This is a genomic window from Herbiconiux sp. (assembly GCF_004297105.1).
Taxonomy (GTDB): Bacteria; Actinomycetota; Actinomycetes; order Actinomycetales; family Microbacteriaceae; genus Herbiconiux.
Genome location: NZ_SCVE01000012.1, coordinates 584,450 through 596,720 on the forward strand (window position 1 = coordinate 584,450; position 12,271 = coordinate 596,720).

At 71.2% G+C, this 12,271-nt stretch carries 10 protein-coding genes; 4 read left to right on the plus strand and 6 right to left on the minus strand.

The window, feature by feature from the left end; translation table 11 throughout:
• Positions 1-72: 72 nt before the first annotated feature.
• Both EPO52_RS09145 and hemE read right to left on the minus strand, forming a co-directional pair.
• The gene (locus EPO52_RS09145; RefSeq protein ID WP_290805019.1) at positions 73-1,698 is read right to left on the minus strand and encodes an FAD-dependent oxidoreductase; all 1,626 of its coding nucleotides are present in this window, start codon (positions 1,696-1,698) and stop codon (positions 73-75) included.
• Positions 1,685-2,770 carry a uroporphyrinogen decarboxylase gene (hemE, locus tag EPO52_RS09150; protein WP_290805022.1) on the minus strand — a complete coding sequence of 362 codons (1,086 nt, stop codon included), beginning with the start codon at positions 2,768-2,770 and terminating at the stop codon, positions 1,685-1,687. The genes EPO52_RS09145 and hemE overlap by 14 nt, the downstream gene beginning before the upstream one ends.
• A 116-nt stretch (positions 2,771-2,886) precedes the next feature.
• Between hemE and EPO52_RS09155 the strand changes: the two genes are divergently transcribed.
• The 3 genes from EPO52_RS09155 to EPO52_RS09165 are packed head-to-tail and all read left to right on the plus strand — an operon-like array spanning position 2,887 to position 6,103.
• Positions 2,887-4,293, plus strand: coding sequence for a hypothetical protein (locus EPO52_RS09155; protein WP_290805025.1), 1,407 nt, complete (start codon positions 2,887-2,889; stop codon positions 4,291-4,293).
• Positions 4,294-4,338: 45 nt separating this feature from the next.
• Positions 4,339-5,673 (plus strand): glutamyl-tRNA reductase, encoded by a 1,335-nt coding sequence (locus tag EPO52_RS09160; protein WP_290805027.1) that lies wholly within the window; start codon positions 4,339-4,341, stop codon positions 5,671-5,673.
• Positions 5,674-5,677: 4 nt separating this feature from the next.
• Complete coding sequence (locus tag EPO52_RS09165; RefSeq protein WP_290805030.1) at positions 5,678-6,103, plus strand: NUDIX domain-containing protein; 426 nt, start codon at positions 5,678-5,680, stop codon at positions 6,101-6,103.
• A 93-nt stretch (positions 6,104-6,196) separates the two neighbouring features.
• On the opposite strand, the gene EPO52_RS09170 is transcribed toward EPO52_RS09165, so the two are convergent.
• Complete coding sequence (locus EPO52_RS09170; RefSeq protein WP_290805033.1) at positions 6,197-7,315, minus strand: aminotransferase class V-fold PLP-dependent enzyme; 1,119 nt, start codon at positions 7,313-7,315, stop codon at positions 6,197-6,199.
• Between the two features lie 93 nt (positions 7,316-7,408).
• Between EPO52_RS09170 and EPO52_RS09175 the strand changes: the two genes are divergently transcribed.
• Positions 7,409-8,386: a LysR family transcriptional regulator gene (locus EPO52_RS09175; protein ID WP_290805035.1), complete on the plus strand. Its 978-nt coding sequence runs from the start codon at positions 7,409-7,411 to the stop codon at positions 8,384-8,386.
• A 119-nt stretch (positions 8,387-8,505) separates the two neighbouring features.
• On the opposite strand, the gene EPO52_RS09180 is transcribed toward EPO52_RS09175, so the two are convergent.
• The 3 genes from EPO52_RS09180 to EPO52_RS09190 form a co-directional block, all read right to left on the minus strand.
• Complete coding sequence (locus EPO52_RS09180) at positions 8,506-9,483, minus strand: serine hydrolase (protein WP_290805038.1); 978 nt, start codon at positions 9,481-9,483, stop codon at positions 8,506-8,508.
• 80 nt (positions 9,484-9,563) lie between these two features.
• Positions 9,564-11,624: a M13-type metalloendopeptidase gene (locus tag EPO52_RS09185; RefSeq protein ID WP_290805041.1), complete on the minus strand. Its 2,061-nt coding sequence runs from the start codon at positions 11,622-11,624 to the stop codon at positions 9,564-9,566.
• Positions 11,625-11,669: 45 nt separating this feature from the next.
• Positions 11,670-12,230 (minus strand): TetR family transcriptional regulator, encoded by a 561-nt coding sequence (locus tag EPO52_RS09190; RefSeq protein WP_290805044.1) that lies wholly within the window; start codon positions 12,228-12,230, stop codon positions 11,670-11,672.
• Positions 12,231-12,271: the final 41 nt, after the last annotated feature.

Below are 12,271 nucleotides of genomic sequence, written 5' to 3' on the forward strand. Positions count from 1 at the left end.
TACAGGGTTCTTCCCAGCGTAGTCCCCTCACCTTGAGGTCGCATGGCCGGGGCCGGGGCAGCTGAACGCCTGCTAATCGAGCGGCAGCCGGCGGTCGCCGCGCAGCTCGGCGGCGAGGGCCGAGGCTGTGCTCCGCGCGTGCTCCACCGTGGCGGCGAGCCCGGTTCCCGACACCCACGCGCCCACGGCGTCGAGGCCGGGGATCCGCTCGACGGCGGCGAGCATCCGGCGCACCCGCGCGCGGTGACCGACGGTGGCGAAGGCGAGGGAGTCGGTCCACGGAGTCACGGCGAAGCCGACCACGTCGGCCGACGAGAGGGGCACGCCGAGCAGAGTGCTCGCGTCGCGCAGCACGGTCTCCTGATCGGGCATGAAGGGGGCCTCCCCGGGCTCCTGCGACTCAGGCCCGGGGGCGCCGCTGCGCACCGCGCCATCCGGATGCCCGTCACGGCGCCCATAGGACAGCCGCACCACGTGCCGGTGAGCCGGCAGCGACTCGGCGAGCCAGGCCCACTTGGCACTCGAGTGGGTGAGCGCCTTCGCCCGCACACCGGGCGTTCCCGGTGCGACCAGCACGCCGGTGCCGCGCGGGTGGGCGTCGAGCCGCGCTTCGTCGAGCACGACCGTGGCGATGACGACGGATGCGGGCTCGGGCCACGCCCCCGCACCGCCGACCTCGTCGGCCGCCTCGTCGGGGTCGGCGGTGCGATCCCCACCCTCGACGACACCCGCCTCCTCGAGCAGGGCGAGCCCGGGGCGGAAGTCGGTGGCCACCACGACGGCGCGGGCGGTGAGGGTCTGGGGCGCGCCACCCGGCGCCCCAGCACCCGGCGCCCCAGCACCGGACACCACAGCACCCGACGTCGCATCCCCGGCATCCGGCTCCGGCGTCACCTCGACGGTCCAGCCGCCCGCGTCGCGGTGTGGTGCCAGCGCCGTCACGCGCGCCGCCGTGCGGAACTGCACGTCGTAGTAGCGGCAGTCGGCCTCGAGCGCCTCGACGAGTCGGTGCATGCCGCCCGCGATGCCCTGCACCGCGGAGCCGGCGGGTGCCTGCTCGCGCAGCGCCATCACAGCCCCCGACAGCGACCCCTGCGTGGTCATCGCCTGGGTGAGGCCCGGGGCGACGGTGTGCACGTCGACGACGGAGGGATCCGCGGAGTGCACGCCCGCGACCACCGGCGTGACGAGCCGCTCGAGCACGCGGGCTCCCATCCGGCGCCGCACGATGTCACCGAGATCGGTCTCCTTGCGCACACGGAGGAGCGGCATGAGCCGATCGCCGTACGCGCGCAGCACACCCTTCCACCCGATGATCCGGCGCACGTCGTCGGCGAGGGGCACGCCGGGGATGCCGAGCAGTCCCGAGGCGGGGAGGGGCGCGCATCCGCCGTTCCACATCACCCAGGCGCCGACCGGATTCGGGGCGACGATGTCGTCGGCGAGGCCCACCTCCGCGGCGAGCGCGGCGACAGTGCCCTTGCGGGTGGCGAAGCTCTCGGCTCCGGTATCGACCCGCACCCCCGCCACCTCGCGGCTCGCCACAAAACCACCCACGGAGTCGCGCGCCTCCAGCACCACCACCGCGTGGCCGAGGTGAGCGAGCTGCCGCGCCGCCACGAGACCGGCGACGCCGCCGCCGATCACGATCACGTCGACGCCGGCGGAACGACCGGCGGTCTCGTCAGGCGACGTCATCGCGGGCATCCTCCGTGGTCTGCGCGTGCACGAGCTCCACGATGCGGGTGAGCACCGCAGGGTCGGTCTCGGGCGGAACGCCGTGCCCCAGGTTCAGCACGTGCGCGGGCGCCGAACGACCGCGCCGCAGCACATCGAGCACGTGGGTCTCGAGCACCGGCCAGGGCGCCGCGAGCAGCGCCGGGTCGATGTTGCCCTGCAGGGTCACGCCTCCGCCGAGGCGTTGCGACGCGACATCCAGCGGCAGGCGCCAGTCGACGCCCATCACGTCGACCCCGATGTCGTGCATCGGCTTCAGCACCTCCCCGCTGCCGACGCCGAAGTGCACCACGGGTACATCGAGATCCCGGATGTGCGCGAGCGCCTGCTGGGAGAAGGGAGCGACCCGCTCCACGTAGTCGGCCTTCGACAGCGAGCCCACCCACGAGTCGAAGAGCTGCGCGGCGCTCGTGCCCGCGAGAACCTGCGCGCGCAGGAACCGGCCGGTCACCTCGGCGGCCCAGCCGAGGAGGGCGGCCCACGCCTCGGGATCGGAGTGCATGAGCGTCCGCGCCCGGATGTGGTCTTTCGACGGTCCGCCCTCCACGAGGTAGGCGGCCAGCGTGAACGGGGCACCGGCGAAGCCGATGAGAGGAGTGCTGCCGAGCTGGGCGACGGTGAGCGCCACCCCGGCTTCGACGGCCGAGAAGTCGGCCCCCGCCGCATCCGGCAGCGCCTGCACGTCGGCGAGGGTGCGCACGGGGTGGGCGAGCACCGGCCCGCGCCCGGGAACGATGTCGACGTCGACGCCCGCCAGCTTCAGCGGGATGACGATGTCGCTGAAGAAGATGCCCGCATCCACCCCGTGCCGCCGAACGGGCTGCAGCGTGATCTCGCTCGCCATCGCGGGATCGAGGCACGCGTCGAGCATCCGGGTGCCGACGCGCAGCTCCCGGTACTCGGGCAGCGAGCGGCCGGCCTGCCGCATGAACCACACCGGGGTCACGGGGCCGCGGGTTCCGCGGTAGGTGGTGACGAGGGCGGAGTCGGCGGTGCGGCCGTCGGAGAGCGGATGATTCGCGGGCAGAGTCACCGCCACATCCTACGGAACACGGCTGCACGCGATCTGGGCTGGTGTCGCGGCGCAAGAGGAGTTGGCCCCCTAACTGGGGTCCGTGATATACAGGTGACGACAACAGGGGGCGCACCATGAGCGACGACCGTCAGACACCACAGGGGCCGAACGACGAGCAGGGGCCTCCATCGAGCCCCGAGCAGCCGGTGCCACCGACCGCGCCGCCCGCGCCCGACCAGCCGTTCGCGCAGCCCGCACCGGTGACCCCGGATGCGCCACCCGCTCCCTCCACGCCCGGCTACCCGGCCACGCCCTCGACCGGCCAGGCGGTTCCCGACGCGCAGCCCACCGCCCCCTACCCCGGCGGCCAGCCGCCGTACCCCGGCGCCCCGGCGAACGGGCCGTATCCGGCACAGCCCTACCCGGCCCCGCAGTATCCGGGCCAGCCCTACCCCGGCCAGCCGTACCCGGGCGCCCAGCCCGGCGGCCCCGGTGGCCCCGGTGGCCCCGGCGCGCCTAAGAAGAAGGGCCTGAGCACCGGCGCCATCATCGGCATCATCGGCGGAGCGGTCGCCCTCGTGATCGTCATCATCGTCGTGATCGCCCTCGTGGTGGGTCGCATCTTCGCCTCGGCCGGCGGAGGGGGCGGAACCGGCCCTGCGGCCGGCGGATCCCCGTCCGATGCCGTCTCGGCCTACCTCACCGCTCTGTCGGAGTCCGACTCCGAGACCGCGCTCGGCTACCTCAGCAGCCCGCCGTCCGACGACACCCTGCTCACCGACACCGTTCTCGCCGCCTCCAACGAACTCGCCCCGATCACGGGCATCGAGGTGCTCGACTCCACCGGCACGAGCGGTTCGGCCGATGTGACGGCCAGCTACCTGCTCGGCGACACCCCCGTCACCACCGACTTCAGCGTCACCGACTACGACGACGACGGCTCGTGGGAGATCTCGGGCGGCACCGGCTACCTCAGCACCGCGAAGTTCGACGGGCTCGGCCTCACCGTCAACGGCGAAGCAGTCGACGGCGACGAGGTCGAGGTGTTCCCGGGCGCCTACGAGCTCGCCACCACGCTGCCGAACTTCACCCTGACGGGCGAGACCGTCGTGCTGGTCACCGACCCCTACACGTCGGGCGACACCAGCGACATCGAGCCGACGCTCACGGATGCCGCGCTGCAGCAGTTCCGCGCCCTGGTCCGCGCCTCCGCCGAGGCCTGCCTCGCGCAGAAGACGCTCGACGCCGGCTGCGGCCTCGCCATCCCCGCCACCCTCTCCGACGGAACCCAGATGGCCGACGGCTCGATCACCCGCACGCTCACGGCTGACGGGTCGGCCTCGCTCGACTCGGTGGAGCCGACCCTGAGCTACGACAACCCCACGCTCGCGCAGGGCGACTACATCGGCGGGGTCGAGATCTCCGGCCAGTGCACCACCTCCGACGGCGCCACCGGCAGCTGCTCCGTGCTCTTCGGCCCGTCGCTCGGCTCGCCGTCGGTCGACATGGCGTCAGCCAACCCCACCGTCCTGTGGGACTGAGAACGCTCCGAGGAAGCACCCCATCGACGGGCGTACACTGATGCAGTGCTGATCTGCCTGACCGCGAACCATCGGAACGCGAGCTTCGACCTTCTCGAGAAGCTGTCGATCGGCACCTCGACCGTGGCCAAGTCGCTGGTGACCGAGAGCGATTTCGTGCAGGGCGCGGTGGTTCTGGCCACCTGCAACCGCTTCGAGGCCTACCTCGACGTCGACGAGCCGCTCACCGCCGGCCTCACGCTGGCAGTGGAGCAGGCGGCCGAATCGTTCAGCGAAGCATCCGGAACCGACATCGACGAACTGCGCGACAGCCTCACGGTTCTCTGCGGAGACACCGTGGCCGACCACCTGTTCGCGGTGTCGTCGGGCCTCGAGTCGGTGGTGGTGGGCGAAGACGAGATCGCGGGCCAGGTGAAGCGGGCGCTCAGCACGGCGCGCATCGAGGGCACCACGTCATCCGACCTGGAGCGCCTCTTCCAGCGTGCCTCGCACACTTCGCGCGGTGTCAAGACGAAGACGGGTCTCGGCGGTGCCGGCCGCTCGCTCGCCCGCCTCGCGCTCGACCTCGCCGAGAGCCGGGTCACCGACTGGTCGGCGGCGCGCATCCTGCTCGTGGGCACCGGGCAGTACGCACGCGTCACGCTGGCCAACCTGCGCGATCGGGGAGCCGACGACATCCGCGTCTTCTCGCCCTCGGGCCGCGCGGTCGTGTTCGCCGCCAAGCAGAACCTGGTGCCCGTCGCCGGCCCCGACTACGTGCACGCTCTCGCCGGCGCCGACGTCGTGATCACCTGCTCCACCGCCGAGACCGTCGTGCTCGGCCCCGAACACCTCGTGTCGGCCGCCGGCCTGCCGGGTGCGGTCGAGCGCCGACTCGTCATCGACCTCGGCCTGCCGCGCAACGTCGACCCCGCGGTCGCGTCCGTCGCCGGCACCGAGCTGCTCGACCTCGAGACCATCAGCCTGCACGCCCCGCTCGACGAGCTGAACGCCGAGTCGGATGCCCGTGCCCTGGTCGACCAGGCCGCGGCCGAGTACCGCGCGGGCAAGGCCGAAGCCGCCGTCACCCCCGCCGTCGTGGCGCTGCGCTCGCACCTGTTCGACCTGCTCGACGCCGAGATCGATCGCTCGCGCTCGCGCGGCGACGCCGAGGAGACGCAGCGGGCGCTGCGGCACCTCGTGGGCGTCATCCTTCACTCTCCCTCCGTGCGTGCACGTGAGCTCGCTCGTGACGGCCGGGCCGACGAGGTGTTCGCCGCAGTCGAGACCCTTTTCGGACTCGGTGCCGACGCGGCCGAGGTCGCGGGCGCGCAGGCCGAGCGGGCAGCGGATGGCTCCGACGCCGTCGCCCTCGACGACTACCGCCGCGCCGGGGCCTAGCCGCGTGAGCGGCCCCGAACCCGCCCTGGCGCTCCCGCCCATCCGGGTGGCCGCACTCGCGCTCGTGCGCGATCGGCGTGTGCTGATGGTCACGGCGCGCGGGCGCGACGTGCACTTCATGCCCGGGGGCAAGATCGATGCGGGTGAGACGGCGGTGGAGGCCGTCATCCGCGAGGCGCACGAGGAGGTGAGCATCGCGCTCGACCCCGCGAGCGTCACGCCGCTCTTCGTCGTCACCACCCAGGCGCACGGTGAGCCCGAGGGCCGGCAGGTCGAGATGCAGCTCTTCGCCGCCACCACACCGGATGCCCCGCTCCCCTCCAGCGAGGTCGACGCCGTGCACTGGGTCACCTCGGCCGACACGCACCGATGCCCCCCGGCGGGCGCCGAGACCCTCCACCGGCTGCGTGAGCTCGACCTCATCGACTGAGCGCCCGCCGTCTCGACCTCGTCGTCTCGGTGTGTCCGATCTGAGCGAAACCGCGGGCCTCTACCGGGTCGGTCGTGCTCAGATCGAACACAGCTAGACCACGTCGAGGCCGAGCGCGGCGCAGACGAGCTCGACGTCGGAGGCGTCGTTCCACAGGTGGAACGCCACACGAGCCCGGCCCGACCGGGCCGAGGCCGCGACGCCCGCCGCGGTGAGGGCCGCGATGCCCGACCCGTCGGCATCCGGCCAGGTCACGATCGCGCTGGCGCTCTCGGGCTCGCCGAGCCGCCGCCGCAGCGCGTTCGCCAGCCCGACCGCGTGCTCCCGCACCGCCTCGATGTCGGCCGACGCGAACAGTTCGAGCGCAGGCGCCGTGCCGAGCCAGGCCTGCCACGCGGGCGACACGTCGAAGCGCCGCGCCGTCGTGGCGAGCTGCATGCCCGGCCCGTAACACGATCCCCACACGTCATCGCCCGCGTACCAGTTCGCCGCCGACGGCACGAGCCCCTCGGCGAATGCGGGCTGTACCGTGAGGAAAGCCGTTCCCCGCGGCGAGCACAGCCACTTGTAGGCATGGCACACGGTGGCGTCGAACCGGCCGGCGTCCACGGGCAGCCAGCCCACGGCCTGCGTCGTGTCGACGAAGGTGGCCGCACCGCACCGCTCGGCAGCCCCCACGATGGCATCGGCATCCGCGATCTCCCCGGTCGCCGACTGCACGAGGGAGAACGACACCAGCGTGGTCGAGGGGCGGATGCTCTCGGCGAGCTCCGCGAGCGGCACGCACCGCACCGCGATGCGACCGCGCTGCTCCTGCACCAGGAACGGGAAGACCATCGAGCTGAAGTCGCCGTCCACCACCAGCACTTCGGCTCCCTCGGGCAGCGACCCGGCGATCATCGACGCGAAGACCGACACCTGCGACCCGACGGCCACTTGCGACACCGGGATGGAACACACCTGCGCGAAAGCGCTCCGAGAGCGCTCGACCGCATCTCCGTAGACGCCGGGATCGCGGTGCCCCGCACTCCAGTCGGCCAGGTCGGCCGTGAGCGCGGCGGCCGTCTCGCGCGGAGGAACACCGATCATGCAGGCCGAGAGGTATCCGGGGCGCACCGAGAAGTGGTCGCGCAGGTCTGCCAGCGCCAACGGGGCCGGCTGCGGAGGCAGCACGGCGGCCTCCCTTCGGGCAGGCGCATCGATCGGAGTCATGCCTCCATGGTCTCGCGCCGTCTTCCATTCGACTACGACCAGTGTTCGATGAATTCCATAATCTGCACTTATGGGCGGCGTACACTCGTGCTCATGACGCTCACCCCGCTCGGCAGCGCGTTCGACCTCGACTCCTCCACCCTGCGGGTCGTCGCCGCCATCGCCGAGTACGGGTCGATCACGCGCGCAGCGGCGGTCCTCGGCCTCAGCCAGCCGGCGGTGAGCCAGCACCTGAAGAAGGTCGAGTCGCGCATCGGCATGCCGCTCGTCACACGCGCGGGGCGGGGCATCCGGTTGACGGATGCCGGTGCCGTCGTCGCCCGGCACGCCACCACCGTGCTCGCCGGACTCGAGTCGACCGCGGGCGAACTCGCCGACCTCGCCGGGCTGCGCGCCGGCCGGGTGCGGCTCGCCGCGTTTCCGTCGGCCTCGTCCACGATCGTGCCCCGCCTGCTGAAGTCGATGGCCGCCGAGCACGCCGGCGTTCGCTTCACCTATCTCGAGGCCGAGCCGCCAGAGGCCATCACGGCGGTGCGCGACGGGGTCAGCGACCTCGCGATCGCATTCCACTACCCGGCCGACCGCAAAGACCCCTTCGCGGCGAGCGCCGACGGGCTCGAGGTGCACGAACTCGTTCGCGACGAGGTGCTCGTGCTGGTGCCCGACGGCCATCCGGTTCTCTCCGCGACGAGCTCGCTGCCGACGGATGCCGCCACCGCGGCCCCGATCGCCCTCTCGGCCCTCCGGCACGAGAACTGGATCGCGGGCTGTCCGCGCTGCCGCAGCCACCTGCTCGACTCCTGCGCCACGAGCGGCTTCGCCCCGTCGATCGGCTTCGAGACCGACAATTTCGTGGCCGTGATGAGCATGGTGGCGGCGGGCCTCGGCGTGGCTCTGGTGCCGGCCCTCGCGATCGCGGCCTCACCCGTTCCCGCGGGCGTCACCGCCCGGCCCACGGCTGCCGGCGACCATCGCTGGATCGTGGCCGTCACCCGCCCCGGCGCCGCCGGCATCCCGGCAGTGGGCGAGGCGCTCCGGATGCTGCGCCGCGACGCCATCGGCCACCCCTGATCGCACGGGCGAGGCCAAGTGGGCCCGCCCCCGCGTTCAGGCCCATCGAGTTGCCACGTCATGCGGCTTCCGACGTCGACCTGCCACACGGTGTGGCACGTCGGCAGGCACGCTCTGCTCTAGTAGACGTACTCCAGGAAGTCGGTGCCAAGCGTGCGCATCGCGTCGAGCACCGAGAGGCGAGCCGGCAAGCCGGTGTCGTTGAAGCGCATGGTCACCGCATAGGAGACACCCGCGCGGGGGCCCGTCACCACGCCCGCCTCCGAGCGCACCCCCGCATCCGTTCCCGTCTTGTTGAAGAGCGAGAGCCCGTGGTCTTCCCCCGTGTGCGCCAGCGGGTCGAGCCCGAACGCGCCCGCGACCATCGAGAGGTCGGCGCCCAGCCCCAGCCAGCCGCTCACGAGACGCGAGGTCGTCTCGTCGACCACCTCGCCGCGGGCGAGCTGCCGGAACAGGCCCGCGAGCTCGCGCGCCGATCCCACCGAGAGCTGAGGCGCATCATCCGGGCCCCGCACATCGCGAACGATGTCGAGGAGCAGGGTGCGGCGGAGGCCGAGCGACTCGGCGCGCGACCGCACGGCGTCGAGGCCGATACGGCGCAGCAGCACGTTCGTGGCGAGGTTGTCGCTCGTGGCCCCGATGAGCGCGGCGAGATCGGCCACGGGCAGCGCGGGCACCTGCAGGTGCTGCCAGAGACCGGAGTCACCGACCGAGTCCTGAGCGGTGCGGTTCAGGATGCTGAGCGCCTCGGCACCGGGGGCGGCCCGGGCCGTGCGGGCCGAGGGTGAGCCCGATCCTCCCGAAGCCGACGCGCCATCCCGCGCCGAGATGCGTGCCGCCACCTCGATGAGCAGCAGCACCTTGCCGATCGAGGCCGTCGGCACCGACAGATGATCGTCGACCGAGAACAGCACCCGTCCGGATGCCACATCGATCGCACAGGCCGTGACCTGCACGCCCGACAGCGCCAGTTCGGTCAGCGAGGCGAAGCCTTTGCGGAAGATCACACCATCGTCGGCCGTGGCATCCGATCGCCGCCCGCGCGGGGCGATCTCCTCGCGCTCACTGCGGGCGCGGCGCCGGATGGAATCGGCCATGCTCGGGTGTCCTCCTTCAGCCGGGCGCTGCCTGAAGCGCGGCTCGTCCCGCATTCGCCCAGGCAGCAGCCAACGGGCTACTACCAGATGGTCACACGTTCACCTGGGTTCAACCAGAGACTGTCTGATGAAGTCACGTCGAAGGCATCGTAGAACTCGTCGATGTTGCGCACGATCTGGTTGCAGCGGAACTCGTTCGGCGAGTGCGGGTCGATCGACAGCAGACGGATGACCTCCTCGTCGCGCGACTTCTGCTGCCAGGCCTGAGCCCAGGAGAGGAAGAAGCGCTGGGCGCCGCTGAGCCCGTCGATCACGGGGGGCTCGACCACGGTTCCGGATGCGTCACGCAGCGAGAGCAGGTACGCCTTCCACGCGATTCCGAGGCCTCCGAGATCGCCGATGTTCTCGCCGATGGTGAGCGCACCGTTCACGTGGTGGTCCGGAACCTGAGCAGGAGCGAGGGCGTCGTACTGGGCGATGAGGGAGGAGGTGAGCTTGTCGAACGCCTCCCGGTCGTCGGCCGTCCACCAGTCGGTGAGCCGGCCGTCGCCGTCGAAGCGGGAGCCCTGGTCGTCGAAGCCGTGGCCGATCTCGTGCCCGATCACGGCGCCGATGGCACCGTAGTTGGCGGCGGCATCCCTCGTCTCGTCGAAGAACGGGAACTGCAGGATGGCGGCGGGGAAGACGATCTCGTTGAAGCCGGGGTTGTAGTACGCATTGATGGTCTGCGGGGTCATGAACCACTCGTCGCGGTCGAGCGGCTTGCCGATCTTGCCGAGCTCGCGCTGGAACTCGAACTCGCTCGTGGCCCGCACGTTCGCGATGAGGTCGGCGGGGTCGACCACGAGCGAGGAGTAGTCGCGCCACTTCTCGGGGAAACCGATCTTCGGCGTGAACTTGCCCAGCTTCTCGAGGGCGCGCTCGCGGGTGGCCGGGCTCATCCAGTCGAGGGTCGAGATCGACTCGCGGTAGGCCTCGATGAGATTGTCGACCAGAACGTCCATGGCGGCCTTCGCCGTCGGCGGGAAGTGCTGCTCGACGTAGATGCGGCCGATGGCCTCGCCCATCGCGCCCTCGGTGAACGAGACGCCGCGCTTCCACCGCTCGCGCATGCTCGGCGTGCCGGTGAGGGTGCGCGCGTAGAAGTCGAAGTTCTCCTCGACGAAACCGCTCGAGAGGTAGGGCGCCCAGCCGTGCACGACCTTCCAGGAGAGCCAGTCCTTCCAGCTCTCGAGGGGAACGGATGTGAGTGCCTCCGCGAGCCCCGTGATGAAACTGGGTTCGCGCACCACGAGTTCGTCGAAGACCCCGTCGGGGGCGTCGAGCGCGTTCTTCCAGATCTCGAAGAGCGAGACATCCGCGTCATCGTCGTCATCCTCGATGCTCGCGTCGGCACCGGCACCGGGACTGGTCTCCACGGCCGCCGCCGCGGGCACGTTCGCCAGGTCGCCCGCGAGGTCGAGGAACTCGCCCCACGACACGAGGTTGTAGGTGGCCTGCGCATCGCGGGTGCGCACGTTGTCCCAGTGCGACGTCGCGATCAGCGTCTCGAGGTCGAACACGCGCTGGGCACGCACGGGGGCGTCATCGAGACCCGCGAGTTCGAACATCCGCTGGATGTGGGCGAGGTAGGCCTCGCGGATGGGCGCGAACTTCTCATCGCGGAAGTAGCTCTCATCCGGCAACGAGATGCCGCCCTGCTCCACGAACACGAGGTAGCGCTCGGGGTTGCCCGGGTCGTTGTCGACGAAGAGACGCAGGAGGCCCGAGACGCCTTCGCGCTCGAGGCGGCCCAGGATGCGGGCGAGCGACACCACGTCGTCGATCGTGTCGATCAGGGCGAGCTGAGGGGCGACGGGGGCGGCACCGAGTTCGTCGATGCGCTTCTCGTCCATGAAGCTCGTGAACAGGTCGCCGAACTTCCGGGCCTCGGTGCCCTCGGGCGCGGTCTGCGCCTCCTCGATGATCACGCGCACGGCCTTCTCGGCCTCTTCGGCGAGCTGGTAGAAGGAGCCCCAGCGCGCCTTGTCGTCGGGGATCGGGGTCGCCGCGATCCATTTGCCATTGACGTGGCGGAACAGGTCGTCCTGTGCGCGGATGGTCGGGTCGAGTGCGGTCGTGTCGATTCCGGATGCAGTCACACGCCAACTCTAATCACGTGCGCCGAGTGGATACCCGCCACCGCGCTACGCGTGCGTCTCCGCGTCCAGCAGCGCCATGACCTGGTCGAGGACGACGGTCATCGAGCGTGACTCGTGGTCGGTCGCCCACTCCTCGAGGGCGGTATGGAAGAGCAGAGCCCCGAGCTCGGCGACCACGCCGGCCCGGAGTGAGGGCACTCCCCGCTCGATGAATGCGGCGCGAGCCGCGCGCACGAGGTCATCCCGCTTGCGGGCATCCCGGTCACGCAACGAGTCGTTCGCGTGGATGATCGCCCGGAGCGCGGCCGTCTGCTCTCCTTGGCCCGCGAACTGCTCCGTCGCGACACGATCGAGCACGAGCCGTACGACTTCCATCGGCTCGAGATCCGCGGGGGCCTCGGCGATCAGCCGGGCAGCCCGCTCCGGTATCTCGTTCCCACCGAAGATCACCTCGCGCTTGTCGGCGAAGTACCGGAAGAACGTTCTCGTCGTCAGGCCGGCCCTGGCGGTTATCTGGGGAACCGTCGTCGCCGAGTACCCCTGTTCGGCGAACAGCTCGAAGGCCGCCCGCTGAAGGCGAGCGCGTGAGTCCGGCGCCCATCGCATGACATCCAGTCTAGTTGATGACACGTCGTGTCATACTTATC